The organism is Thalassobacillus devorans MSP14, assembly GCF_000496835.1.
Classification (GTDB): domain Bacteria; phylum Bacillota; class Bacilli; order Bacillales; family Halobacillaceae; genus Thalassobacillus; species Thalassobacillus devorans_B.
The window spans coordinates 521,636-547,519 of record NZ_KI543236.1; the positions used below are offsets into that span (position 1 = coordinate 521,636).

Here is a 25,884-nt window from a genome sequence, read left to right on the forward strand (position 1 = left end):
TTCCTTTATTAATTACTAACACAGAAGGATTTTATTATTGCTCACCTCTTTCGAGTAGTCATTACATTGATAAAATCTTTTACAAATGCCTCGTAGTTGAACGATATTGCAATATGGTCTGTATTTTCTGTCACTTGTTCGCTTGATCTTGCTCTAAAATCTGCAAAACTTACTCCTTTTGTATTGTCAAACTCAATGGATACAGAAGCCTCGCGATTATTATATTGGACTTGTGCGGGATTGGCTAAAGCAAATATTGTAAATACATCATGCAATGGACTGCCAGCGAGACTGGGGTCTAATTTTTTATAAGCAGCAGTGTAATAATCAAAAATTGGTTTAATAAGTGGAGTGAAAGGATTAAAAGGCTGGGAGGTGATCTGTCGAATGGTTTCAGGTGTAATGATTGCGTAATTCGTAACGTTCAGTGGAGTAATAAACACATTTCGTAACTTATTTAAAACAAGATTGGCCGCTATCGCATCGCCATGAAAGTTAGCTTCGGCAACTGGCGTCACGTTGCCTGGTACTAAAAAGGCGCCTCCCATACAATAAACTGCCTTCACCTTATGTAAATACTCTTCTCCGCCTAATAAATAAGCAATTGCAAGCGATGTAGACCTGCCTACATCTACGATAACCAGATTATTCTTGTATTTATCGATGATAGTAAATATCTCATCGAAATTTACTACCTCATGTTGAATTGTCTCTGGAGGACGGATTGGGCCTAACCCCTCTTCTCCATGGATTTCAGGATAGAATACAGCTATTTCACCACTAAGGGGACTTCTTGCTCCGGCGATGATAGGAATATCATCCCTTCCCGCCAGCTGTAAGAGATATGCTACGTTCTCTGTTGCCTGTTCTTGAGGAACGTTGCCATAACTTGAGACGATACCAACCACATTTATTTCAGGGTTTAAAAGTGCATACATGATTGCTAATGAATCATCAATTCCTGGGTCGCAGAACAGTAAAACATTATACATGTAACTCCCCCCTATAACTATAGACAAGTTATTCTATGAGTGAATTCGTTCTTATATAACAACCTGTATCCTAAGTCGTGTACGAAAATAGATGCCTGATCCCCATGCCGCTATTGGGAGTCAGGCACCAGATGACTATTTATCTTTTTTTAATATGGTTACTATCTCGTTATATTGGTCAAAATGGTAATGTCTCCACTTGCAAGGCGGCGATCAAGAATCCCAACAGCATGATCAGCTGAATGATCTTCTCTTTTACAGCTTCGCTTCCATATGATTATCATAGTGATGAACATACCAATAAACAATAAGAAGAAAAAGAAACCAAAGGGAGGAAAATGTCCCCAATACATCGCAAATCACTCCTTTCTATTTTTTAAGCACGAACGAACTTAACTGCCGTTATTACCGTGACCAATGACCTCCAAAATAGGATTAACGCAATAACAGGGTGCAGGACAGCTAAATATGGCAGGGGAGCAGCGATAGTTATGGTGATATACTGCAGCACGATCATGATGTATAAACCTGCTGACTGCCACCTTAACCATTTTGGAATTCCGCTAAAGAAAGACAGGATGAAAAGGAGCAGCGGAATAAACTCAAACACATGGATAAAAGTAGAGTGCGTTTCCCACATGCTATGCTCTACGAATAAAGCCGCACCTGCTAACAGGACTTGAATGAGAATACATACAAAAAACAGCATAGCCAGCAACGCAAACATCCCTTGAATCATTCGAGTTCTGGTTCGAACGGAGTTCTCCATACAGTGATCAACCTCCTCATTTTTTCTTCCCCCACGGTTTGTAGACAGATAAAACATAAATAAGGATAAGGGAGACTAATTGAATCGTAAGTCCAATCCAAATATCCAATTGTAAGGCTGCCGGATAAATGGCGTCCTGTATGTTATTGGCTTGCTGCAATGCCCGGTTTGTCCAGGCAGACATCCCCCAAATATTAACTGCGAACAGAATAAGAGATAAGACTTCTTTGGCAATAATCCAGTAAAACTTGAATAGACCCCAGGTAGTCATCAAAGACAGCAGTATACCGGTGATGATGGTGGCAAATGTCGAGCCTCTTAGGATGGTGGTAGAGAGCAGGTGCATCACCTCATAATTCCGTTGAACAACCTGTGTATCATCAGTTGCTGTAGTACCTCCACTCAACAAAATCAACGTTATGGTAGCCCCGAACATGATTGCCGCGAAAAGAAGGTGAACGGTTACGACGCCTTTTTTCGTATTCTTCGATAATTTCACACTGGCTGTTTCACTCCTTTCTATATTTCTCAGGTTTAAATCTACCAGGAAGGTTTAAATAGACGATGTCCTGTTTATAAAACTTTTCTTAACAAATGGGTCAGTACGATAAATTGGATTACCGTGTATCTTTTTTTCTGAATTTTATGAAGGTTTATGGTGCAATAATCCTGAAGTTATTCTTTATAAGGGCAAGTTTGTGGAGTAACTTGAAAACAAAACTTCAACATACCATGGAGGTGTAGAAATGAAAGTCAAGCGAATTGTTGCAAATATTGAAACGCAGGATACTTCCAAAGCAAAACACTTCTACGGGAAAATACTAGGACTTGAGCAATTAATGGATCTTGGGTTTATTGCAACCTATGGATGTAATGAGAAAATGACTACTCAAATCAGTTTCTTATCTGAGGGAGGATCTGGCACACCAGTACCTGATTTGTCAATTGAAGTTGATAACCTGGACGAAGTTCTTACTCGTATAAAAGATGCTGGCGTTCCAATTGTATATGGACCAACTACAGAACCGTGGGGGGTTCGTCGTTTTTATGTTAAAGATCCGTTCGGGAAACTAGTCAATATTTTAACTCATCTATAATGAACCAGGCACATGAAGACTGAATTTAAAGATAAAGTAAAAATCAAATGACACTACTATACCAAAATATGCAGTCTTAAGATAAGGGGCGATTGATGGAAAAGTCATAGGAATAGCTGGAATCCTTATTACATAAGTATGGGTGGAGATGTTTTTAAAAAGGAGGTGGCATCATGGGTGATCCGATTGTCGAGAGATCGTTGGATGAAATCAAATTTTGGTCCAGGATCATGAAGGAACATGCTTTATTTCTAAGCTTGGGATTTACTTATGAACAAACGCAATTGATTGCTGAGGCTCAACAGTTTATTACTCTTTTTGAGCGGATAGAGGAGAAGTTGGCAAGGTTTAATGTAAACTCGGATATCCAGCAAGTTAAATCCTTCAATAATGAAGTTTATCAAGCAGCTGTTGCCATTTGGGGTTATAAGAGAAAAGTTTTAGGTTTAACGTTGCGCTGTGAAATAAGGAGTAATAACTATCCATTATTAGTGGATCATATCAGCAGAGAGGCTGCTTACTTTGCCAACCGGCTAAAAGATCTTAATGAGGGAAAGCCGGCACCTGAGCCTGATACCATCATTCAGGAAAATTTATTCTTTCTCAAGATAATGGCCGACCATGCCAAGTTTATAGGTCACCTCTTAGATCCGTCTGAAAGGAAACTGGTGGACCAGGCAAGGGAGTTCAGTCATGATTTTGATCAATTGGTTTTTCAGGCCATTGATTTAGATTCGATGCGTCCCCAATCTGAAACTGTCCCACTCTTGGATCAGTTTCTGGATCAGAACAGGGTATCGGTTGTTTCATTAAGGGATTTTAAGAAGACAGCCAGAGAGTTGATAGAGGCTTGTCGTATTAAGAGTAATATACATCCGCTGCTGGCCGACCACACATTTAGAGAAGCGGAGAGATTCTTAGAAATTATAGATTTATTCGATTCTCACCTATCAGGGACAAAAAAAGGAAGATAACTGCCCTCTATCACCTGATCAGGTGACTTTTTTTAAATACGAAAGGAAAGTCGTCATAAGGAGTTGGCGATAGGACGATTTTTCTAATGGATATGGGAGAAAGGAACAGTATGAGATGGATTATGTGCTTGGAATTTGTTCAAAAGTAGTCGGCAAGTAAGCAGGTATAAACCTGCTTACTTTCGTTTTACAACCCATTGCATTCTTTTATGTGTATTTGAGTTCAGCTTCTGTGCAAGCATCTGTGCGGAAGAATAATCGTTGAAGGTTTTCTTCACAGGCCTGTTTGATTTTTTCAAGGTTTCCGTTGTACCATTATTTATACGGACAATAATATACATTCGGTTACCCCTTTCTTCAATTCAGCCTTCTTTAATTTATGTTTTACCACATAACACGATAAAAAGCTTCAGTATGGGGATAATTTAACATGATTGTAAATGATTTGAAAACTGTAATTGAAATTGCCTGACCCCCAACATGTTAAAGTATTAACGCGGTGGGAGTCAGGCACCCGACGACTATTTATCTTTTTTTAATATGGTTAAAATCTCGTTATACTGGTCAATGGTAATGTCTCCACTTGCAAGGCGGCGATCCAGAATACCAACAGCATGATCAACGGAATGGTCTTCTCTTTTACAGCTTCGCTTCCAAATGATTATCATAGTGATGAACATACCAATAAATAATAAGAAGAAAAAGAAACCAAAGGGAGGAAAATGTCCCCAATACATCACAAATCACTCCTCTCTATTTTTCTAAGCACGAACGAAGTTAATTTCCGTCATTACCGTTACCAACGACTTCTAAAGGGGCGGAAGCGAAGGTTAAGGTGCTTACTCTGATGAATCTCTTTATTTTTTCTTCCCCCAAGGTTTGTAAACGGATAATACATAAATTAGGATAAGGGGAGACCAATTGAATCGTTAGACCAATCCAAATATCCATTTGTAACGCTGCGGGATAAATGGCATCCTGTGTATTGTTGATTTGCAGCAACGCCCGGTTTGTCCAGGCAGACATCCCCTAAATATTGACTGCAAAAAGAATAATAGATAAGACTTCTTTAGCAATAATCCAGTAAAATTTGAAGAAGCCCCATACAGTCATCATAGACAGCAGTATACCGGTGATGATGGTGGCAAATGTCGAGCCTCTTAAGATGGTGATAGAGATTAAGTGCATATCTTCATAATTCCGCTGCATAACCCGTACTTCATTGGTTACTGAAGCTCCTCCACTTAACAAAATCAACGTTATGGTCGTCCCAAACATGATTGCTGCAAAAAGAAGGTGCCCGGTTACGAAGCCTCTTTTCGTATTCTTCGATACTCTCACACTGGCAGTTTCACTCCCTTCAATTTTCCTCAGGTATAAATGTACCAGGCAGGTATAAATAGACGATGTACTGTTTATGAAATTTTTATAAACAAAGCGAAGAAAAGACCACTTTCCTGTGCTGGAAGTGGTCTTTTCTTAACATGGCATGTATTTAAGGTTTTTGCTCACTCAACTTATATTTATCCACTGTTTGGTTCTTTGGAAATTGTTCTTTATTATACTGAAGACATTCTTAAAGTTTAATGGTGACTTTTCTCGCAGCCAGGAGTGTCCAAGTGGTCAACACAAAAGGCAAGGTAAGAACTGGCAATCCATATGGTATGAGAACCGTGTGGACTGCGGCGGTGACGGGTACTGATAGGATTGCTCCAATAATTCCGGTAACAGGTGCAAGCTTCCTTTTTTCATCAAAAACAAGGGAAACAGCTATAACAGTTAACACAGCATTGTAACCATAAAGCCCTAAATTAAGCGTATGGATATCAGCTCCCATGGTGTAAGCGGCCCATGAAGCCAGTGTTGTTCCAAGTATCGTGTAAACCCCGAATTTCCAGCCAGCCCAAAAAATTCCGATGATGATTATAATACCGGTCCAAAAAAAGTCCTGAAAGAAAACCTGTCCCACTCCTCTTATTATCCCATTAACCAGGGATGGATTATCCGTTGTTGCTATTTTCCAGCTGGATAGATCCTGTGGGACTAAATCTTTACTCAAGGTCAGCGAAGTAAACTGATAACCAGCGAGTAAAAACATCCAGGTAACCATAATAAAAGGGAAGGTCAATGCTGGTATTTCAAATGTACCCAGAATATGCATGATTCCAGCAGTGAATACAGCTGCCAATACGGCCCCGATGAGTGCTATGGACCACTTATTTGGTACCTCGAGAAAAAGAAATAAAGATAATCCGGCTAACACAGAGTTAAACCCGAACAAACCGCTTTTTGCACTATCTTCAGCTCCCCCATACAGCCCTATCAATGTTCCTAACATTGCAGATATAAATGCAATAACACCTAATGAAAACGAGGCTACGGTAATTCCTGTAAGAATGATTATCCCCGTTACCGCATTTTCAATCAAAACTACCTGGGATACTCCTTTCATCGATAGATTGATAACGTACATGCACCAACTAATAACGCTTTTACTAGTTTTATTTTGCATATGGTCACTCCCTTTTTGAAAAATCTATATATAAAAATTTATATATGTAACTTGATAAATATATAAATAATGATATAATTTTTCAAGTAAGGATTCAATAAGACTAGTTATTTTTTGACTATAATTCTTTTAATAATGGGAGGGTAAATCATGCACTTACTGCCAAGGGAGCAAGAAAAACTAATGATTGTTGTGGCGGCAGATTTAGCTAGAAAGCGTAAAGAAAGAGGGTTGAAATTAAATCACCCGGAAGCAGTTTCTCTAATTACCCACGAGATTCTGGAAGGCGCAAGAGATGGCAAAACAGTCGCTCAGTTAATGGAATATGGTACGAAAATCCTTTCAGAGGAAGACGTTCTGGAAGGAGTCCCATCCATGATTAGTGACGTACAAGTCGAAGCTACTTTTCAGGATGGAGTCAAGTTGGTTACCGTCCATAACCCTATTAAATAATGAGGAGGGAATGACTTATGCAGCCAGGAGAATTTTTGCTGAAAAAGGATGAGATTCTGTGTAACGCCGGGAAAGATACAAAAAAACTTTCCGTGATCAATACTGGTGATCGTCCGATTCAGGTAGGGTCGCACTTTCACTTTTTTGAAACTAATGAAGGCCTTGAATTTAATCGGGATGATGCCCTCGGCTACCGTTTAAACGTTCCGGCTGGCTCAGCGGTCCGCTTTGAACCAGGTGATAAAAAAGAAGTCGAACTGGTCGAATTTGTAGGTGACCGACAGATTTATGGATTGAACAATAAAACGGATGGTTCACTACAAGGGAGGGGAAATGAATGAGCTTTCGAATGTCACGTAAGCAATATGCTGATATGTACGGACCAACAACTGGAGACGCAATTCGTTTAGCAGATACTGAGTTATTCATTGAAATAGAAAAAGATTATACAGATTACGGAGATGAAGTGGTCTTTGGCGGAGGAAAAGTTATTCGCGAAGGGATGGGTATGCATCCATTAGCTAAAAGGGACAATCCCAAAGTAGCGGATGTAGTCATCACCAGTGTAGTCATTGTAGATTATACAGGGATTTACAAAGCGGACATCGGTATAAGAGATGGCAACATTTCCGGTATTGGAAAAGCTGGGAATCCGCTTATTATGAATGACATTGATATTGTAATCGGTGCCGCTACAGAAGTGATTGCCGGCGAAGGTAAAATTATCACAGCTGGCGGTATCGACTCACACGTGCATTTTATCAATCCAGACCAAGTAGAAACAGCCTTAACATCCGGGCTTACTACGTTATTCGGTGGAGGTACTGGTCCCGCGGAAGGCTCCAAGGCTACTACGGTCACACCAGGAGCATGGAACATCCATCGCATGCTGGAGGCTGCCGATGCATTGCCAATTAATATTGGCTTCCTTGGTAAAGGGCAGGCAGGTACGACGGAACCACTGGCAGAACAAATTCAGGCAGGAGCCATTGGTCTGAAAGTGCATGAAGACTGGGGTGCTACTTATTCCGCTATCGATCATTCCTTGCAAGTAGCAGATGAATATGATGTACAGGTAGCCCTTCATACAGACACTTTAAATGAAGGTGGATTTGTCGAAAACACGGTTTCTTCTTTTAAAGACAGAGTCATCCATACGTACCATACAGAAGGAGCAGGTGGTGGTCACGCACCTGATATTATCAAAACAGCCAGTTATTCAAATGTACTTCCTTCATCTACAAATCCAACCCTTCCTTATACGGTTAACACAGTAGATGAACATTTGGATATGTTAATGGTATGCCACCATTTAAGTGCTGATATTCCTGAGGATGTAGCATTTGCAGATTCGCGAATTCGCCCGGAAACAATCGCTGCAGAAGATATTCTGCATGATTTAGGTATTTTCAGTATGACAAGTTCGGACGCCCAGGCCATGGGGAGGATCGGCGAGGTTATCATTCGTACCTGGCAGACTGCAGATAAAATGAAAAAGCAAAGAGGAAATCTGAAAGGTGATGAAGGGGCAGGAGATAACACCCGTGTAAAACGTTATGTTGCCAAATACACAATCAACCCTGCCATCACGCATGGTGTTTCAGAATATGTGGGTTCCATTGAAGTTGGGAAAGCGGCAGATCTTGTGCTGTGGGATACTCAATTTTTCGGGGTAAAACCAGACATGGTACTAAAAAGCGGGATGGTAGTTAATAGCTTAATGGGAGATTCAAATGCTTCGATTCCAACGCCTCAACCTGTCATTTACCGTCCGATGTTCGGTTCCTATGGGAAAGCTTTACCTAACAGCTCATTCACTTTTGTATCCAAAGCAGCTTATCAATCAGACATCGGAAATAAGCTCGGATTGGAAAAAACAATCAAGCCTGTTCATGGAATCAGAAACTTATCAAAGAAAGATATGAAACTAAACTCGGAAACTCCGGAAATAACTGTGGATCCGCAGACTTATCAAGTCCATGTCAATGGAGAGCTGCTAACGTGTGAAGCTGTTAACGAAGTTCCTATGGCACAACGCTATTTCTTGTTCTGAGGTGAAATGATGGTCATTGAAAATATAATTACTAACGTTAAAGATATGGAGAATAAATTAGAAGACTACCATATAGAAAAAGTTTATCTTGAAAGCAGTGATCTTTTAAAACGAATTCAAAGAGTGACGACTGATCACAACCGGGAAATTGGAATAAGGTTAAAAGACAACCAGGAATTGCATGTAGGTGATGTCTTATACCAGGATGATGATAACTTGATTGTCATCGATGTACTGCCAGAAGAGCTGCTGGTAATACTTCCTCGAAGTTTAAAAGAAATGGGCGACATCGCCCATCAGTTAGGGAATCGCCACCTGCCTGCGCAATTTGAGGAAGATTCCATGATAGTCCAATACGATTATTTAGTGGAAGAACTGTTATCCTCACAGGGTATTCCCTTCACACGCAAAAAGAGAAAAGTGGGACAAGCGTTCCGCCATGTAGGGCATAGCCATGGATAGACAGTTTCTTAATTTAATGCAATTGTGTGATTCCAATTTTCCTACTGGAGCATTCAGTCACTCTTTCGGTCTGGAAACCTATATTCAGGATGATGCCGTGTTTGACAAAAACTCGTTTTCATCCTGGTTGGAAGCTTATTTAGAAGAACAGCTTCTCTATACCGAGGGCATAACGAGTTCTCTTGTCTATGAGGCTTTAAAACGTGATGATTTAGAAACTATTTGGGAATTGGACTCCTTAATAACCGTCCAAAGCTTACCATCTGAAACCAGGGATGCAAACATGAAGATGGGAGATCGTTTTCTTAAAACCACCATACCTTTATACGATTTTCCCATTCTTTACACGTACAGGGAAAAAATAAGGAATAAAGAAGTCTATGGGCATCCCGCCATCGTATTTACGATGATAGCTTATGGATTAAATGTTCCTAAAGAAACCACTGTAATTTCCTTTTTATATGCCAGTATTTCGAATTTAGTTCAGAATGCGGTACGAGGCATTCCGATTGGCCAGTCTGATGGACAACAAATCTTACACGACTTCCAAAACCATCTGATTGGTGCTGTCCGTAAAATTGAAGAGTTATCGATTGACGATTTCGGAATTACAGCACCTGGCTTGGAAGTTGCTCAAATGAATCATGAACATTTAAATATACGGATATTTATGTCATAAACAATTTCAAGGAAAGAAGTGAGCAGAATGAAACCTATTACTATCGGAATCGGCGGACCAGTAGGGGCTGGTAAAACAGCTCTTATCGAAAAGCTGACAGAACAATTACGAGAGGAATATAGTCTTGCGGTAGTGACCAATGATATTTATACCAAAGAAGATGAAAAAATACTTGTCAATACCGGGGTTTTACCGAAGGACAGGATCAAAGGAGTAGAAACCGGCGGGTGTCCCCACACCGCTATCAGAGAAGATATATCGATGAATCAAACCGCCATTAATGAACTGAATGAACAGCACCAGGATATAGAGTTGTTTTTTGTGGAAAGTGGCGGAGATAACCTGGCAGCTACATTCAGTCCTGAATTAGTTGACTTTTCTATTTATATCATTGATGTCGCCCAGGGGGAGAAAATCCCTCGCAAAGGCGGGCAGGGAATGATCAAATCCGATCTGTTTATTATTAATAAAACAGACCTGGCTCCATATGTTGGGGCGGATCTTGATATCATGGCATCGGATGCGAAAACTTTCCGAAAAAACAAACCGTTCTTTTTCACTAACTTAAAAAATAATAGTGGGGTTGACCAGGTCGTTGAATGGATTAAGGAAAATGCTTTGCTGGTAGGGTTGAGCTAATGAATACTTGGACTGGAAATTTGCAATTGAAAATAGAAAATAAGAAGGGTAAATCTATTCCTAAAGATATTTATTTTCAGGGCGCATTTAAATTAATGCGCCCCAAATATTTTGATGACTCTGGACAACCCTGTTATTTTATTTTGAATCCTGGCGGAGGATATCTGGACGGCGATCGTTATCGTATGGATTTGAATTTAGAAGAAAAAGCCGAGCTGTTATTGACGACCCAGGCAGCGACCAAAGTCTATAAAACGCCGAACCAATCGGTTATACAAGAAACTAATATATCTATGGGTAAAGACAGCACCCTTGAATATGTCCCAGATCCGATCATTGCTTATCGAAGCGCTGATTATATCCAGCATAACAATATTCATATGGAATCTGGAGCTACACTGATCTATTCCGATATCTTAACTCCTGGATGGTCTCCAGATGGTTCCTTATTCAGCTATGATAATATTCAGGTTAAAAATCAAATCTTCATGAATGGGAGAAGAGTAGTATTTGATCATCTGAGATTAAAGCCAAATTCACAAGATATAGGCGGGATTGGCTTGATGGAAGGATTCACGCATGTAGGCTCTATGATTGTAATTTGTGACCAGGTAAGTAAAGAATTTATGGAAAGAATCAAGGAGCACTATAGTGAAGATGATCAAAAATACAAAATGGGTATATCATCCCTGGTGATTCCAGGTTTCTCTGTCCGTATTCTATCCCATGATACGCAAACAATAGAAGAAGTTTTTAATTATATTCACCAGACTATTCGAAAAGAATTGCTTCAAAAAGATGTAGTTTTCCTTAGAAAGTATTAAGGTTTTAATGAAAAGGGGGAACATTGATGTGGCAGACATTTCTTCCAAGTTTAGTATTAGGTTTCCTTATGGGTTTAAAACATGCAATAGAACCCGACCATATAGTTGCGGTAACCACCATCGCCACCCGAAGTAAAAAATTATGGCATTCTACCCTGGCTGGTGTGTTTTGGGGGATTGGTCATACAGCGACGATTTTTCTTGTAGGGATGTTATTCATAACCCTAAAACAGGGCATACCCTCTGGAATGGCCCTGTCATTAGAGTTCTTAGTAGGTATCATGCTGGTATATTTGGGGATTAAGAACATGCTGATCGGAAAAGAAAAAAATAAGGATGATAATGGTGAGAATCATAAGCACGATAAGAAAGAAAAATTATATATTAAATCATCTTTTATAGGCTTCGTTCATGGATTAGCTGGAAGTGCAGCTATGGTATTACTTACGATGGGCACGGTACAAAGCATTTGGCAGGGAGCATTATATATTTTGATTTTTGGCGGTGGGACTATTGCAGGCATGCTATTGTTTACTACCATCATTGGATTGCCGTTTGTATATAGCTCCAAACAAATCAATCTTAACCACTCTCTTACAGTCGGGGCTGGTGCATTGAGTTTTTTATTTGGTGTATATTACATGTATAATCTAGGTATTACGGAAGGGCTGTTTGCTCTCTGGATATCCTAGTCCTTCTTAATCAAAATGGGGGGTCAAGATGAATACACTTCAATACTCAATACTTAGCGTACTTGCCAGAAAGGCATGTTCCGGTTATGAACTTGTAAAACACTTAGAAGTCCTTTGGCCAGCGAAGCATAGCCAAATCTATCCTGCCTTGACTAAGCTTAGTAAAGGGGGATATGTAGATTATGAATTGGTACAACAATCGGGCAGACCTAATAAAAAAATATTTGAAACAACAGAGAAGGGCCTTAGTGAACTGAAAGAATGGGCCAGTATACCTTTCAATGATCCGGCGATTAAAGATGAATTTCTGGTGAAAATATATGCCATTCGTTTATTGGAGCCCGAACAAGCTGAATCGTTAATTAAGGACAGAATTACTTTTGGAAAAGAGAAAATTAATCGTCTGATGGAAAACATGGGCGAAATCGAAAAAGACCTCCATCATGATATTGACCAAACTAAAGAATTTGGGCGGTATATGCTCCTGGAGCGAAAGGTAAGGTTGTTAAAAGAAGAAATTAATTGGTGTCACTGGGTTCGTGATTTCGTAACCAAGAGTATCAAATTTCTTTTACCTGTACCGATTAGTCTAGGTTACATGGAAGCTTTAATAAGTGAGATGTTATTTTTACCCCAATTATTACAAGTGATTTTTTAATTACAAAACTAATCTGAGTATTTTACTACAAAAAGTAAAAGCGGGATGGTTACTTTATGAAGGTAACTATCCTGCTTTTTTTATTCTCCTTTACTATGTACCACATGTCCAACACTGTGTTTTTGGAGGATTTCACCCTATTTGTGTCGAAAAAGGTATTTATTAAATCTATTAATAGAAGCTGGATGTTCTGTTTGGTTATTCATGTTAAACCTATTGATATTGGCTGACCAGTAAAAACATATCCAGCGGGTGATGGAAAAAGAGGTCCCGATGGATTCGGGTATCAATGAAGGAGAGATAATGATGGAACAGGTGAAACCAGATTATCAAGATTTTCCGTTAAAGTCCTATGACAAGATCAGGTATCGGGATACAGACCGTCAGGGCCATGTGAATAATGCTCTTTTTTCCACGTTTTTGGAAACGGGAAGAACTGAATTTCTCTATGCAAAAGAACCGCTGCATGATGGGAACGCGTCATTTGTCATCGCGAACCTGAAGCTGGATTTAGTATCTGAAATACAATGGCCTGGAACGGTCGAAATAGGAACTGCTATTACAAGAATCGGGAACAGTTCCTTTTCTTTATTTCAAGGACTTTTTCAGAATGGGAATCTTGCTGGAACTGCAGAAACGGTAATCGTACAAATGGATGAAAACACAAGGAAATCCCAACCATTATCAGCTGAAACAAGCGAAAAGTTAGCGCACTATTTGGTTGATTTGAAAAAAGAGAATTAATACAAATAAGTATTAATTGATGTGCATGACCTTAAGCATGCTAAAGCAGTTATAATAACTGGGGTAGACAGTGGGTTTTCTAACGCACGTGGGGAAGAGGTAGAAGAATACGTTCTTAGACTTAACTAAAGATTATTTAAAAGGGGAGGGCTTTCGAGGTGGCATCCACTCCACAACAAGCATTGAAGATGTTAGTGGAAGCGACAAACACGCATGATTTAAATGTAGCTGAATTTATAAGTGAAGAAGCTGTATATTACTTTTCTGATGAAATTGTCTATGGGCATGAAAATCTGAAAAAATATTTTGACAAAACGTGGGCTCATATATGTGATGAAGATTATCATGTACATCATATAACTTGGATAAGTAACAGCGATACCGTTGCAGTATGTATCTACAAATTTCAGTGGGAAGGAAAGATAGACGGTATACTAAAGGAACGTCAAGGAAGAGGAACAAATGTATTTGAAAAAGATGGCCAGGGTTGGAAAGTTGTTCATGAGCATTTGAGTGCTCTAGACTAAGACGCAGGTTCCACAATCGCGGGCATAAAATCCTTAAGTATAAAGAGTAATATACTTTCTTGAGGTGATCTTTTGTTTGATCGATTAAAGGGGAATACATGGACTTTATGCCCTAAGGGCCTTATTCGTTAAATCGATAACCTGAGCCCCATACAGTCATAATATATTGGGGATCTGTGCTGTCTTTTTCGATTTTCTTTCGGATCTTTTTTATATGGACCGTAACCGTCGAATTGTCTCCCATGGCATCCAACCCCCATATCTTTTCAAACAGGTGTTCTTTTGAAAATACCTGGTTGGGATGGACAGCCATAAAGTGCAGCAAGTCGAACTCTTTTGTAGTAAAGGGTAGTTCTTTTCCATCGACAAATACCTGTCTCGAGGAAGTATTGATTTCTAAACCGCCTTTATGAAGTACAACCGGCGTCTGCTCGTGCTGTACTAATCGTTCATATCTGGCCAGGTGGGCTTTAACCCTGGCTACCAATTCCGTAGGGCTGAAGGGTTTGACGATAAAGTCGTCAGCCCCTAGCCCAAATCCCCGTACTTTATCCATGTCCTCGTGTTTGGCTGTTACCATCAGAATCGGAATGTCGGTTTCCTGGCGGATCTCTTTGCATAACTCGAATCCGTTGATCGAAGGCAGCATGATATCCAATAATATTAGATCGTAATGGCTGTTTCGGAGTGTCTCCTGTGTGTCTTTTCCATCCGATATGATCGTGACTTCATAGTTCTCTATTTCCAGAAAGTCTCTTTCTAATTCTGCAATGGTCTGGTCATCCTCGATTATCAAAATCTTTCTACTCATACCAATCACCTGATTCATTAGATTTTTGCAGGGTAAAATGAATACGGAGCCCGCCATCCGGGACGTTTTCTGCCCAGATACTTCCGCCGTGTGCTTCGATGATTTGGGCTGCGATCGATAGGCCAAGTCCGCTCCCGCCCTTATGTCGTGACGACTCCCCTTGATAGAAGCTTGAAAAAATGTTTTGTAATTTATCCTCTGGAACGCCAGTCCCACTATCCGTTAATGTGATTTCAATTTCTTTGTGATGATCCTTAATGGCAAACTGCAATTTATGATCATTATCCATGTGCTTTAAGCTATTGGAGATGATATTTTCTAACACACGAACCAGTTTATCCCGATCTACCCGTACAGGTGAATCAATGTTGTCTGTCGCTAAAGTTACTTGCATGTGACATTCTTCCAGGCTGCCCTGCATGTCATCAAGATAATCCTGCATGAACTCATTTATGTTTACATTTTCAAAATGAAAAGGCAACTTGTTCAAATCGAGTTTGGAATAAAGGAATAATTCTTCAATCAATCGGTTCATGTAATGTGCCTTGGTGGAAATGATGTCAAGATAACGCCTTTGTTTATCAGGGGTGTCTGCAACTCCGACCTGGATTCCTTCCACGTAACCCAATATGGAAGTCATCGGTGTTTTTAAATCATGGGAAATGTTCGCGATTAATTTTTTTCGATTGTTTTCGTACCGGTCCCGCATTTCAAGGGATTTCTTCAGCTGCTCCCGCATCTCATCGAAGGATTGCACGAGCTGTCCTAATTCATCTTTACTTGTTGGCTTCATGGAAAAGTCCAACGAACCCTGCTTGATTTTAGCTGAGGCTTCGGACAGTTGCTTGATGGGCTGCAAAATACTTTTAGAGGTAAAGTAAGAGAGCAGTACATTCGTGATGACCAATAGAAGAATTAAGCTGACAAAGATAATTGGGAATAAGGCTCGGGCAGAATCAACAAATGATCCTTCATTATTGAGTAGTAAAATAGACCCTTTACTGCCATCGTCAAAATAAAAGTCGTGTTGCTGAACAGCATATCTCTGCCCATCCAGCCAGGCTACAGGATCATAGCCTTCCTTCCCGAAGGTGGGTAATGCTTCTTTTGGAAGGGTATCATCTGTATGGTACAAAACTTCCTGATTTTTAAGGACAAAGAAATCTAATGTGGGCTTGTTTATCTGATTCGATATGCTATCCATGTATTCCTGGTCATATAGCTTGTCTTGTTCCAGGGAAGCTATTCTTACCAGGTTGTTGAATACATCGGGAGCCTGTGTTCCCTGTGGTCCCCAGCCCCTGAAGTGCTGGTTCCCGCCCAGGATAATATTCAACAGGATAATGATGATAAAGATGATGACCAACGGAAACAGAACCATCGCTGCATTTGAGAAAAAAAGACGTCTGCGAATCGACATTCATATTCTCCTTCGTAAAATAATTATTTTTACTATATATTGCTTATATTAATAGAGTTCCAGCATTTTATAAAACACTCAAAAAAAATGGTCCTGCTCATTATCAATGAGCCTGTGAGCAGGGGAAAAGAGGTTTTGATGTATTTAGTATTTAAAAAAGGAGGCTCTCAGGCTTTTAAGTAAGTTCCTCAGTAAGCTTATTAAATTGGTTATTTTCAGGTAAGCTCCAAAATAATGTACAAATAATAATCGATTAAATACCTTAGGGATATGTTCAGCTGGATGTTCGATCATGCGATTTGACCTCCAGGCAATAAAACCATCCGGGCGTATGAGTACTGCTCCTCCCATACCAATGGCATTTGAGGCTGCTGACAATCCACTTAATCAACCACCAATGATAAGTACCGACGTTTCTGTGTTCATCCATACATCCTCCTTTTTATTATATTTTTTTAGCGTCAGTTCAAACATAAACTAAAATTATAAACTCCCTCTAAAGTAAATCTTAATTATTTCTTAATCGATGGCCCGATAAGGGTCTTTTGCCTAAAAATTTAGTATTGAAGCCATAAAGAAAGAGTATTGTGATTGCCTGTCTCCCCTGAGCTAATCCGAAAGGGTACTATCATGTATACAATATTAATGTTCTAAAGTAGATTCTCCTTTCATATATTTTTTCTCAGAAACTCTTCTTTTTGGTATTTGATAGAGGAGTATATAAAGGAGGAATCGAATGGTATATTCACAAGACCCTCAAAACCAGGTGGATGCTGTGGTACTTGGTGCCGGCTTTTCTGGTTTGTACATGCTGTATCGTCTTCGCGAAGCAGGTTTTTCAACTCGTGTCTTTGAAGCGGCTGATGGTGTCGGCGGGGTGTGGTATTGGAACCGGTACCCTGGAGCGCGGTGTGATTCGGAGAGTGTTTATTATAATTACACTTTCTCGGAAGAGCTTTTCAAGGAATGGTCCTGGTCGTCCAGGTATCCGGAGCAGCCGGAAATTCTGCGCTATTTGAATTATGTGGCGGACAAGTTTGAATTGAAACCGGATATCACGTTCAATACGCGGGTAACGTCGGCGGTTTACGATGAAGCAGCTAACAGGTGGCAGGTGAAAACCGATACAGGTGAAACTGTTTCGGCGAAATACTTTATTACCGGGGTAGGCTGCATCTCTTCGGCCAACGTACCGAACATACCGGGGCTTAATGATTTTGAAGGACAAGCCTATCATACGGGACATTGGCCCCATGAAAAAGTCGATTTCACAGGGAAGCGTGTCGGCGTTATCGGGACAGGCTCCAGTGGCATCCAGTCCATCCCTGTCATTGCCAAAGAAGCAGCTCACCTGACTGTCTTCCAGCGAACTCCTCAATACAGCGTTCCAGCACAGAACCATACATACACGAAGGAGTTCGTGGAGGAGGTAAAGAATAAGTACAGTGAGATCAGAAGACAGATGAAGGAAACGGTAGCTGGATTACGGTTCGAGTTTGGGGAGCAATCTGTCCTCGATGATCCCCCGGAAGTCCGGCGGCAAAAGTTACAGGAAGGCTGGGAAAAAGGCGGCTGGGAAATCTTATTTACGTATAACGACCTTCTCGCTAATGAAGAAGGAAATGAACTTGTTGCCGAATTCATTCGTGAAAAAATACAGGAAATCGTTGATGATCCGGAAACAGCGAAGAAACTCACGCCTGACCATTTTTATGGAACGAAACGGGCCATCGTTGATACCGACTATTTTGAGACGTATAACCGGGACAATGTCCGATTAGTAGATGTAAAAGCTTCTCCAATCGAAGCGATTACTCCGAAAGGGATCCGTACAACTGATAATGAGTATGGACTGGATGCACTCGTATTTGCAACGGGGTTTGATGGCATGACTGGTTCGCTCTTCAAAATCGATATCCGCGGCAAGGATGGGGTTTCCTTAAAAGAAAAGTGGGAAAACGGGGCCAAAACGAGAACATACCTTGGGCTGACGACGGCTGGATTCCCGAATATGTTCATGCTGACAGGGCCGGAAAGCCCTTCGGTTTTAGGTAATATGCCGGCGACCATTGAACAGCATGTCGAGTGGGTCTCTGATTGTATCAATCACTTGCGAGACAATCAAGTAGATGTCATGGAAGCAGAAAGCCAGGCAGAAGAGGAGTGGAGCGCTCACTGCAAAGAACTTGCCGATGCGACACTTTATACGAAGACGGATTCCTGGTATACCGGAGCGAACATTTCAGGGAAAGCACGCGGATTTCCTATTTATGTTGGGGGTTATGGTGCTTACAGGGAGATTTGTGACGACGTAGCAGTGAATGGATATAAAGGGTTTTCGTTTAAGCAGGTTTAATTAAAAGCTTTATCAAATGAAAATAGGGGGGCTGTCTTATGGTTCTTGATCCGCAAGCAAAGTTTCTGTTAGAACAAATGGAAGCGGCGGGTGACCCGCCGATGCACGAGTTGACTCCAGAAGAAGCGAGGGCTTCTACAGATTTTTCTCCTCTTGCAGGTGAGCCGGTGGAAGTAGCGAAGGTGGAAAATCGTACGGTACCGAGTGCAGCAGGAGATATTCCAGTCCGTATTTATACACCGGAAGGGGAAGGGCCGTTTCCGGCACTGGTTTTTTATCATGGCGGCGGATGGGTAATCGGTGATTTGGATACGGTTGATGTTCCGTGTCGACTGCTTGCCAACCAAAGTAATTGTGTTGTTATTTCGGTAGATTATCGATTGGCACCGGAGCATAAATTCCCTGCTGCCGCTGATGATGCCTATGCTGTAGCAAAATGGGCGGTTGAGCATGGTGCATCGATTGACGTGGACAGTAATCGTGTAGCGGTTGGCGGAGATAGTGCCGGTGGAAACCTCGCTGCTGTTGTCGCCTTGATGGCACGCGACAGAGGAGATTTCCCGTTAGCCTATCAATTATTGATTTACCCGGTTACTCATCATTCCTATGAAACCAAATCTTACAAAGATAACGCTGATGGCTACCTGCTTACCAAAGATTCAATGGAATGGTTCTGGGACCACTATTTACGCACGGAATCGGATGGGAAACATCCGTATGCATCGCCTTTACTTGCCGAGAACCTGAATGGACTTCCTCCGGCACTGGTCGTTACTGCAGAATATGATCCATTGCGTGATGAAGGACAGGCTTACGCCAGGCGATTGAATGAAGCTGGTGTGGCGGTGGAAGCGAAGTGTTATGAGGGAATGATTCATGGTTTCTTCTGGATGCCTGGTGTATTGGAGCAAGGGAAGCAATGTATCGACCAGGCTTCTTCTGCATTGAAGCGGGCTTTTGAAAAATAATATTAGAATAGAAGAAAAACACTTCTTGTGGTGGAAGTGTTTTTTTCTTTTAATGAAGGTGTCTAACCCAACTCCATTAATTCTCTAGCATGATGAGGATCAGGCATCGTTCTTTAGTTTTTCTACTATTTTATTTTGATCAGACAGGTAATTTGCTGTTAATGATCGCCTTATCACTCGTAGTATCGAACTGTTGTTTTTTATGGTAGAAGAAGTAGGAACCGAACAATAGAATGTAAAAGATTAAGAAAGAACTTACGGGATCTCCCACAGAAAAAGTCGAATACATCGCTCCTGTGAGATCAATCGCAAAGCCGGCGTATGCCCATTCTGTAATTCGAGGAAAACCAGGTACCAATATCGCAATCACACCCAGTAATTTGGCAACTCCGAGAAATGGGATAAGGTAGGCAGGGTAACCTAAGTGGTCGAATAGTGTGATGGCATCGGGGTGAGATAGAATATTAGTTATACCACTAAAGAGCATTAATGCTGTCAGAAGACCTGTGGAAATCCAATAAGCAATGGAAAGTTTTTTCATGTTTTCTTTCCTCCTTTCGTTTACTACGTTATAAAGATTATCATTTATAAATGTGTAAAGTTTCTTCTGAATTGCTGAACTTTCAAAAAACACAATTAAGATTTTATGAAGGTGCCTGCCACTTATCCTTAAAAGTATGGAAGAAATGTGTAAATTTCATTTCCTTTTGATTACATTAGAGGTTTTAAACAATTTTTTTGTTAGAATGAAAATGCAGTACAAGCTGCTTACCAAAAGCCCGCCCCCTGGCGTTTGGTAAAATAACTTTCCAACATGAGCAGGGACGCAAACACATTGGTGTTTGCGTCTTTTTTTGCGGGTTAAATATGTCTTTACATATATACATACATGTGTAAAATTATATCTGAGAGGGGGCTTTTAGATGAACAGGTGTTTACTTGTGGTTGATTATACCAATGATTTTGTGGCAGACGATGGCGCGTTAACGTGTGGAAAGCCGGGGCAGGACATTGAACATGACTTACAAACGCTAGTGAAACAATGGGTAGAAGACAAAGAACCGGTCGTTTTTGCGGTGGATCTTCATCACAAGAACGATCAGTATCATCCGGAGCACAAACTTTTTCCTCCCCATAATATTGAAGGGACAGATGGCAGGAAGCTGTATGGTTCGCTTCAGGGATATTATGAGGAAAACAACTTCCTGGATCATGTAAGGTGGATGGATAAAACACGATATAGTGCGTTTGCCGGTACAGACCTTGACCTTTATTTAAAAGAAAGAGGAATCAAGGAAATTCACCTTACAGGTGTCTGCACGGATATTTGTGTGCTTCACACAGCTATGGATGCTTACAACTTAGGATATTCCATCGTTGTTTACGAGCCTGCTGTTGCCAGTTTTAATGAAGAAGGCCATAAGTGGGCGCTTGGTCATTTTGAAAATGTGCTCGGTGCCAAAGTTGTAACTATTGATGAACGAGCTGAAAAAATATAATAGACAATTATTATCCTTTCTCATGGCATACCTAGTCATGGGGGAGGCATTTTTTATGTACCTTACCACATAGTTATAGTATGGTTTGATTACTGGCTGTTCCAAAAAAATTAATGATACATATGAGGTGATTCAAATGAAGGTTGGCGTAATATATGGAAGTACGAGAGAAAACGGAAATACAGAGCTGTTAACAGAAGAAGTCGTTAAAAATTTACCGGAGGTCGTCAGAATTGACCTTAAAAGGTATCGTTACCAAGACATTATTGATCAAAGGCATGATGAAAATGGATTTTCTCCCGTGGATGATGAGTACAATCAAATCATTGACCAAATCATTGATTGTGAGGTTTTAATTTTTGCTACCCCGATATATTGGTATGGCATGAGCAGTGTCATGAAACGCTTTATCGATCGCTGGTCGCAGACGGTGAGAGATGAAAAATACCCGGATTTTAAAGAACAAATGAGTAAGAAACAAGCCTATATTGTTGCGGTCGGTGGAGATGAGCCCCGTGTGAAAGGTCTCCCGCTTGTCCAACAGTTCAGGTATATCTGCGAATTTATCGGATTGAATTATAAAGGTTATCTCCTGGGGGAGGGTGGAAAACCTAAAGAGATTCTTAACGATAAGGCAGCTTTGGAGGATGCACAGAAGTTAGGAGAATTGATAAAGAGAAGAGCTTGAGGCTTGTGACGTGCCTGGCCCCCGTTGCGCTAATGCTTTAGCGTGCTGGGGGTCAGGCACTTTTTTTATTCTTCCGGGTTCGTTTTTTCAATCGGGAGAAATTCAAAGATTTCTCCGGAGTCAATGGATTGGGCCAGCTGCTCCAGCCAATGGCAGTAACTCCTGTATTCCGCGAGCTGCTTTAAGTCTTGTTCTGCCCGCTGTTTTACTTTTTCTTCTGCATCTTCATCCTCGAGTATTTCTTTCAATTTCTCTTCCGCATAATTGATGGCGGTCAGGTTTAATTTGGCTTCTCTTTCCCACTTATCCCCGAAGAACTGGGAAAAATAATGAAAGAAATTTTTCTCAGCCAAAAACAGGTCTTTCCGTGTTCCTTTTTTCCAGACTTTCTTTACAATATCGATGTCTTGTAATTTGCGGACGGCGGTGCTCATACTTGGTTTGCTCATGCCAAGTTCATCTTTCATATCATCAAGGGTCTGGGGATCATGCTTGAAGTACAGGGTCGCGTATAGTCTGCCGATGGATGGGGTTACGCCGTAAAGGTCCATGGTTTCGGCGATTGAGTTAATGACCGCGCGTTCTGCCTGTTCCAGCAATTCTTCTGAGTTCTTCTGATTTTCTTCCAATACAATCCCTCTCTTCATAGGTTTCGTACTATTCAATAAGTTAAATATGAATTTAACTACTTTAATATTTACTATAACGCAACTTTAAAGAATGTCAAAAGAGAAAATGAGTGCTAGTTTACAACGAAAATCGAGTATGCTACTATTAATTGTGTTAAATATGTTAAAAATAAATTTAATAAAATAAATATAAGGAGTGAAGGGCATGAAAAAAATGTTCATTAATGGGGCTTGGACGGAAGCCCGTTCCGGAAAAACGAGGGAAATCATCAACCCATTCAATCAGGAAGTTATCGCTACAGCAGCGGAAGGGGACGCAGAGGATACGAAACTGGCAATCGCTGCGGCCCGGGAAGCTTTCGATCATGGGGAATGGAGTCATACCCCTGCTTCTGAACGAGGAAAAAAAGTACTCGAGATTGCCAGATTGATAGAAAGAGACAGGGAAGAGCTGTCAGAGTTAGAATCGCTTGATACCGGAAAAACCATCGAAGAAAGTCGTGCCGATATGGACGATATTGCAGAGGTTTTCCGTTATTTCGCCGGGCTGGCTGATAAGGACGGCGGAGAAATAATCGAATCTCCAATCCCGAACAGTCAAAGTAAGGTTGTTCGTGAACCAGTTGGCGTGTGCGGGCAAATCACACCATGGAATTATCCCTTGTTACAAGCGGCCTGGAAAATTGCTCCCGCGCTTGCAGCTGGCAATACCATCGTGATGAAACCGAGTGAAATCACCCCACTGACGACAGTAAAGGTGACGGAGTTAATGGAAGAAGCTGGTTTTCCGAATGGTGTCGTCAACCTGGTTCTCGGTGAAGGAGCGTCTGTTGGTAATGAACTGGCTGTCAGCCATGACGTCGACCTTATTTCCTTTACCGGCGGCATTGTGACAGGCAAGAAAATTATGCAGGCAGCAAGCGGCAATGTGAAAAAGATTGCGCTAGAGCTTGGCGGAAAAAATCCGAATATCGTATTTTCGGATGCTGATTTTGATACAGCTGTTGACCAGGCGTTGAATGCAGCGTTCTTCCATGCCGGTCAGGTTTGTTCGGCAGGAGCCAGGTTACTCGTGGAAGATTCGCTTCATGACCGCTTTGTCGAAGCACTGGCAGAAAGAACGAAAAGAATTAAACTTGGCAACGGATTTGATGAGGATACAGAGTCCGGGCCGTTAATTTCTGCAGAGCACCGGGCTAAAGTGGAAAAATACGTGGAGGTCGGTAAAGAGGAAGGAGCTACTGTGTTAGTTGGCGGCTCCCGTCCGGAAGATCCTGAACTTCAAGATGGCTTTTTCTATTTGCCGACGATTCTGACCGATTGCCGTTCTGATATGACGATCGTCCAGGAAGAGGTTTTCGGTCCCGTTTTGACAGTCGAACGGTTTGAAAATGAAGAACAAGCCGTGCGCCTTGCGAACGATACGATCTATGGTCTTGCCGGTGCTGTCTGGACGTCGGACGTGGGTAAGGCCGAACGTGTGGCTGCCCAATTACGCATGGGGACCGTTTGGATCAACGACTTTCACCCCTATTTTGCGCAGGCGCCGTGGGGTGGATATAAACAGTCCGGAATTGGACGTGAGTTAGGCAAGCCTGGATTAGAAGAGTACACAGAAACGAAACATGTGTATCGGAATCTCAAACCGGAGCCGATAAATTGGTTTAAATAATTGTTTTAGAAATAAATGAGCGTGTTTGGTGAATTTCAAGGAGGTTTGTAAGATGAGTGAAAGATATGATTATGTAATTATCGGTGGGGGCAGTGCAGGTTCTGTACTTGGCAACCGCCTTAGTGAAGATGGCAATCACAGCGTGCTTATCCTCGAGGCAGGACGCAGTGATTTTTCGTGGGATCTGTTAATTCAAATGCCGGCTGCCTTACCATTCCCATCAGGGAAAAGCTTGTACGACTGGAAATACGAATCTGATCCTGAACCTTATATGGAGGGGCGGCGCATCAAGCATGCCAGGGGAAAGGTGCTCGGTGGTTCGAGTTCCATCAACGGCATGATTTATCAGCGCGGTAATCCCAAGGACTATGAACGCTGGGGCGCCGATTCCGGAATGGAAACGTGGGATTTTGCCCATTGTCTTCCTTATTTTAAACGCCTGGAAAATGCGTTGGCAGCGGATTCCGATGATGAGTACCGTGGGCATGATGGTCCGATTAAATTAGAGCGCGGGCCGGCAAAGAATCCTTTATTCCAGGCTTTCTTTGACGCCGCTGTAGAAGCTGGCTATTCCCGGACACCGGATGTCAATGGTTATCGTCAGGAAGGGTTCGGACCGTTCGATAAGCACGTATACAAGGGGCGACGTATGTCCGCATCCCGTGCCTATTTGCATCCGGTTAAGCATCGGAAAAATCTTACCATAAAAACTCGTGCGTTCGTGAAAGATATCGACATTAATGGGAATCGGGCAGATGGTGTGACCTATCAGCGGAACGGCAAGATGCATCATGTGACCGCGGGTGAAGTGATCCTTGCAGGCGGCGCTATCAATACGCCACAGCTGCTTCAGTTATCCGGTGTAGGTGACCCGGAACACCTGCGCTCTGTGGGCGTGGAGCCGAAAGTGAACCTGCCAGGGGTAGGGGAGAACCTGCAGGATCATCTTGAAACCTATATCCAGTATTCCTGCCCACAACCGGTGTCCGAGCAGCCTAACCTGAAAAAAACGCGCATGCCCTGGATTGGCTTGCAGTGGATTTTAGGACGGAAAGGCCCGGCAGCTACCAACCATTTCGAAGGGGGAGGATTTGTCCGTTCCAATGAGACTGTCGACTATCCTAACCTGATGTTCCACTTCCTGCCAGTAGCGGTACGGTACGATGGGCAAAAAGCGGAAACGGAACACGGATTCCAGGTCCACGTCGGACCGATGTACTCCGATGCCCGTGGTTCTTTGAAGATCCGTTCGAACAACCCGAAAGAGCACCCGAGTATGGTCTATAACTACCTGTCGACCGAACAGGATAAACGTGAATGGGTGGAAGCGATCCGGGTTTCCAGAGAGATAATGGCGCAGCCAGCCATGAAACCATACAATTCAGGAGAAATTTCCCCTGGACCATCTGTACAAACAGATGAAGAAATTTTGGATTGGGTGGCAAAAGACGCAGAGACGGCACTTCATCCATCCTGCACGGCTAAAATGGGACCAGAGTCTGACCCGATGGCAGTAGTCGATCCGAATACGATGAAAGTCCACGGGCTTGATAATGTCCGCGTGGTGGATGCCTCCGCCATGCCGTACGTCACAAACGGAAATATCCATGCACCGGTGCTGATGCTGGCGGAGAAGGCAGCAGATTTAATTCTAGGAAAAGACCCGCTCAAGCCGATTGAAATCGATTATTACCGGCATGGCGTGGATCCTGAAGACGCAGGTACAGTTACCGGCTAAGTATGATAGATGATAAAAAAAGAGCGTT

General features: G+C 41.8%; 31 protein-coding genes. 19 read left to right on the forward strand and 12 right to left on the reverse strand.

The genetic code is table 11. The features are described 5' to 3' along the window. Window positions 1–41 precede the first annotated feature (41 nt). The 4 genes from P855_RS0103385 to P855_RS0103400 all read right to left on the reverse strand — a co-directional run bounded on the left by P855_RS0103385 (window position 42) and on the right by P855_RS0103400 (window position 2,260). Entirely contained in the window at window positions 42–992 is a 951-nt protein-coding gene (locus P855_RS0103385) for a nucleoside hydrolase (protein WP_028782260.1), read from the reverse strand. Window positions 993–1,153: 161 nt separating this feature from the next. Further along, a complete protein-coding gene (locus P855_RS0103390) occupies window positions 1,154–1,345 on the reverse strand; it encodes a hypothetical protein (protein WP_028782261.1) in 192 nt (63 codons plus the stop codon). 23 nt (window positions 1,346–1,368) lie between these two features. After that, on the reverse strand, window positions 1,369–1,761 hold the full coding sequence (locus P855_RS20390; RefSeq protein WP_051353066.1) for a DUF6220 domain-containing protein: 393 nt from the start codon (window positions 1,759–1,761) through the stop codon (window positions 1,369–1,371). A gap of 16 nt (window positions 1,762–1,777) precedes the next feature. Beyond that, window positions 1,778–2,260 carry a DUF2269 family protein gene (locus P855_RS0103400; RefSeq protein WP_028782262.1) on the reverse strand — a complete coding sequence of 161 codons (483 nt, stop codon included), beginning with the start codon at window positions 2,258–2,260 and terminating at the stop codon, window positions 1,778–1,780. 247 nt (window positions 2,261–2,507) lie between these two features. On the opposite strand from P855_RS0103400, the gene P855_RS0103405 reads away from it, so the two are divergent. After that, window positions 2,508–2,858: a VOC family protein gene (locus P855_RS0103405; protein ID WP_028782263.1), complete on the forward strand. Its 351-nt coding sequence runs from the start codon at window positions 2,508–2,510 to the stop codon at window positions 2,856–2,858. Between the two features lie 173 nt (window positions 2,859–3,031). Further along, window positions 3,032–3,832, forward strand: a complete 801-nt coding sequence (locus P855_RS20395) for a DUF2935 domain-containing protein (protein WP_037985602.1) — start codon at window positions 3,032–3,034, stop codon at window positions 3,830–3,832. Window positions 3,833–4,353: 521 nt separating this feature from the next. On the opposite strand, the gene P855_RS0103420 is transcribed toward P855_RS20395, so the two are convergent. From P855_RS0103420 to P855_RS0103435, 3 genes are all read right to left on the reverse strand, one after another. Beyond that, a complete protein-coding gene (locus P855_RS0103420) occupies window positions 4,354–4,569 on the reverse strand; it encodes a hypothetical protein (protein ID WP_028782264.1) in 216 nt (71 codons plus the stop codon). 292 nt (window positions 4,570–4,861) lie between these two features. Continuing rightward, a complete protein-coding gene (locus P855_RS0103430; protein WP_028782266.1) occupies window positions 4,862–5,173 on the reverse strand; it encodes a hypothetical protein in 312 nt (103 codons plus the stop codon). Between the two features lie 235 nt (window positions 5,174–5,408). Then, window positions 5,409–6,344 carry an urea transporter gene (locus P855_RS0103435; protein WP_051353067.1) on the reverse strand — a complete coding sequence of 312 codons (936 nt, stop codon included), beginning with the start codon at window positions 6,342–6,344 and terminating at the stop codon, window positions 5,409–5,411. A 150-nt stretch (window positions 6,345–6,494) separates the two neighbouring features. Between P855_RS0103435 and P855_RS0103440 the strand changes: the two genes are divergently transcribed. The 11 genes from P855_RS0103440 to P855_RS0103490 all read left to right on the forward strand — a co-directional run bounded on the left by P855_RS0103440 (window position 6,495) and on the right by P855_RS0103490 (window position 14,075). Then, entirely contained in the window at window positions 6,495–6,797 is a 303-nt protein-coding gene (locus tag P855_RS0103440) for an urease subunit gamma (protein WP_028782268.1), read from the forward strand. Between the two features lie 17 nt (window positions 6,798–6,814). Next, window positions 6,815–7,138 (forward strand): urease subunit beta, encoded by a 324-nt coding sequence (locus P855_RS0103445; RefSeq protein WP_028782269.1) that lies wholly within the window; start codon window positions 6,815–6,817, stop codon window positions 7,136–7,138. Further along, the gene (gene ureC, locus P855_RS0103450; protein WP_028782270.1) at window positions 7,135–8,850 is read left to right on the forward strand and encodes an urease subunit alpha; all 1,716 of its coding nucleotides are present in this window, start codon (window positions 7,135–7,137) and stop codon (window positions 8,848–8,850) included. The genes P855_RS0103445 and ureC overlap by 4 nt, the downstream gene beginning before the upstream one ends. A gap of 9 nt (window positions 8,851–8,859) precedes the next feature. After that, on the forward strand, window positions 8,860–9,312 hold the full coding sequence (ureE, locus tag P855_RS0103455) for an urease accessory protein UreE (protein WP_028782271.1): 453 nt from the start codon (window positions 8,860–8,862) through the stop codon (window positions 9,310–9,312). Next, window positions 9,305–9,991, forward strand: coding sequence for an urease accessory protein UreF (locus P855_RS0103460; RefSeq protein WP_028782272.1), 687 nt, complete (start codon window positions 9,305–9,307; stop codon window positions 9,989–9,991). Before ureE ends, P855_RS0103460 begins: the two co-directional genes overlap by 8 nt. 27 nt (window positions 9,992–10,018) lie before the next feature. After that, window positions 10,019–10,630, forward strand: coding sequence for an urease accessory protein UreG (gene ureG, locus P855_RS0103465; RefSeq protein ID WP_028782273.1), 612 nt, complete (start codon window positions 10,019–10,021; stop codon window positions 10,628–10,630). After that, entirely contained in the window at window positions 10,630–11,454 is an 825-nt protein-coding gene (locus P855_RS0103470) for an urease accessory protein UreD (RefSeq protein ID WP_028782274.1), read from the forward strand. The genes ureG and P855_RS0103470 overlap by 1 nt, the downstream gene beginning before the upstream one ends. 26 nt (window positions 11,455–11,480) lie before the next feature. Beyond that, window positions 11,481–12,146 (forward strand): sulfite exporter TauE/SafE family protein, encoded by a 666-nt coding sequence (locus P855_RS0103475; protein ID WP_028782275.1) that lies wholly within the window; start codon window positions 11,481–11,483, stop codon window positions 12,144–12,146. 28 nt (window positions 12,147–12,174) lie between these two features. Then, on the forward strand, window positions 12,175–12,804 hold the full coding sequence (locus tag P855_RS0103480; protein WP_028782276.1) for a PadR family transcriptional regulator: 630 nt from the start codon (window positions 12,175–12,177) through the stop codon (window positions 12,802–12,804). Window positions 12,805–13,110: 306 nt separating this feature from the next. Beyond that, window positions 13,111–13,548, forward strand: coding sequence for an acyl-CoA thioesterase (locus P855_RS0103485; RefSeq protein WP_037985839.1), 438 nt, complete (start codon window positions 13,111–13,113; stop codon window positions 13,546–13,548). Between the two features lie 158 nt (window positions 13,549–13,706). Continuing rightward, window positions 13,707–14,075 carry a YybH family protein gene (locus P855_RS0103490; RefSeq protein WP_028782278.1) on the forward strand — a complete coding sequence of 123 codons (369 nt, stop codon included), beginning with the start codon at window positions 13,707–13,709 and terminating at the stop codon, window positions 14,073–14,075. A 121-nt stretch (window positions 14,076–14,196) separates the two neighbouring features. On the opposite strand, the gene P855_RS0103495 is transcribed toward P855_RS0103490, so the two are convergent. The 3 genes from P855_RS0103495 to P855_RS22745 form a co-directional block, all read right to left on the reverse strand. Then, window positions 14,197–14,886 (reverse strand): response regulator transcription factor, encoded by a 690-nt coding sequence (locus P855_RS0103495; RefSeq protein ID WP_028782279.1) that lies wholly within the window; start codon window positions 14,884–14,886, stop codon window positions 14,197–14,199. Continuing rightward, a complete protein-coding gene (locus tag P855_RS0103500; protein ID WP_028782280.1) occupies window positions 14,879–16,306 on the reverse strand; it encodes a sensor histidine kinase in 1,428 nt (475 codons plus the stop codon). Before P855_RS0103500 ends, P855_RS0103495 begins: the two co-directional genes overlap by 8 nt. 144 nt (window positions 16,307–16,450) lie before the next feature. Further along, entirely contained in the window at window positions 16,451–16,684 is a 234-nt protein-coding gene (locus tag P855_RS22745; RefSeq protein ID WP_419177258.1) for a hypothetical protein, read from the reverse strand. 358 nt (window positions 16,685–17,042) lie between these two features. Here P855_RS22745 and P855_RS0103510 point away from each other — a divergent pair, with 358 nt between their 5' ends. Then, window positions 17,043–18,662: a flavin-containing monooxygenase gene (locus P855_RS0103510; RefSeq protein WP_028782281.1), complete on the forward strand. Its 1,620-nt coding sequence runs from the start codon at window positions 17,043–17,045 to the stop codon at window positions 18,660–18,662. Window positions 18,663–18,700: 38 nt separating this feature from the next. Next, window positions 18,701–19,630: an alpha/beta hydrolase gene (locus P855_RS0103515; protein ID WP_028782282.1), complete on the forward strand. Its 930-nt coding sequence runs from the start codon at window positions 18,701–18,703 to the stop codon at window positions 19,628–19,630. A gap of 139 nt (window positions 19,631–19,769) precedes the next feature. On the opposite strand, the gene P855_RS20400 is transcribed toward P855_RS0103515, so the two are convergent. After that, entirely contained in the window at window positions 19,770–20,171 is a 402-nt protein-coding gene (locus P855_RS20400; RefSeq protein ID WP_051353068.1) for a DoxX family protein, read from the reverse strand. Window positions 20,172–20,553: 382 nt separating this feature from the next. Here P855_RS20400 and P855_RS0103525 point away from each other — a divergent pair, with 382 nt between their 5' ends. Both P855_RS0103525 and P855_RS0103530 read left to right on the forward strand, forming a co-directional pair. Next, complete coding sequence (locus P855_RS0103525; protein ID WP_028782283.1) at window positions 20,554–21,129, forward strand: cysteine hydrolase family protein; 576 nt, start codon at window positions 20,554–20,556, stop codon at window positions 21,127–21,129. Between the two features lie 136 nt (window positions 21,130–21,265). After that, the gene (locus P855_RS0103530) at window positions 21,266–21,817 is read left to right on the forward strand and encodes a flavodoxin family protein (RefSeq protein ID WP_028782284.1); all 552 of its coding nucleotides are present in this window, start codon (window positions 21,266–21,268) and stop codon (window positions 21,815–21,817) included. A 65-nt stretch (window positions 21,818–21,882) separates the two neighbouring features. On the opposite strand, the gene cudC is transcribed toward P855_RS0103530, so the two are convergent. Then, window positions 21,883–22,446 carry a choline uptake/conversion transcriptional regulator CudC gene (cudC, locus tag P855_RS0103535; RefSeq protein WP_028782285.1) on the reverse strand — a complete coding sequence of 188 codons (564 nt, stop codon included), beginning with the start codon at window positions 22,444–22,446 and terminating at the stop codon, window positions 21,883–21,885. A gap of 205 nt (window positions 22,447–22,651) precedes the next feature. On the opposite strand from cudC, the gene betB reads away from it, so the two are divergent. Both betB and betA read left to right on the forward strand, forming a co-directional pair. Beyond that, window positions 22,652–24,118: a betaine-aldehyde dehydrogenase gene (gene betB / locus P855_RS0103540; protein ID WP_028782286.1), complete on the forward strand. Its 1,467-nt coding sequence runs from the start codon at window positions 22,652–22,654 to the stop codon at window positions 24,116–24,118. A gap of 52 nt (window positions 24,119–24,170) precedes the next feature. Then, window positions 24,171–25,856, forward strand: coding sequence for a choline dehydrogenase (gene betA / locus P855_RS0103545; protein ID WP_028782287.1), 1,686 nt, complete (start codon window positions 24,171–24,173; stop codon window positions 25,854–25,856). The last annotated feature ends 28 nt before the right edge of the window (window positions 25,857–25,884 follow it).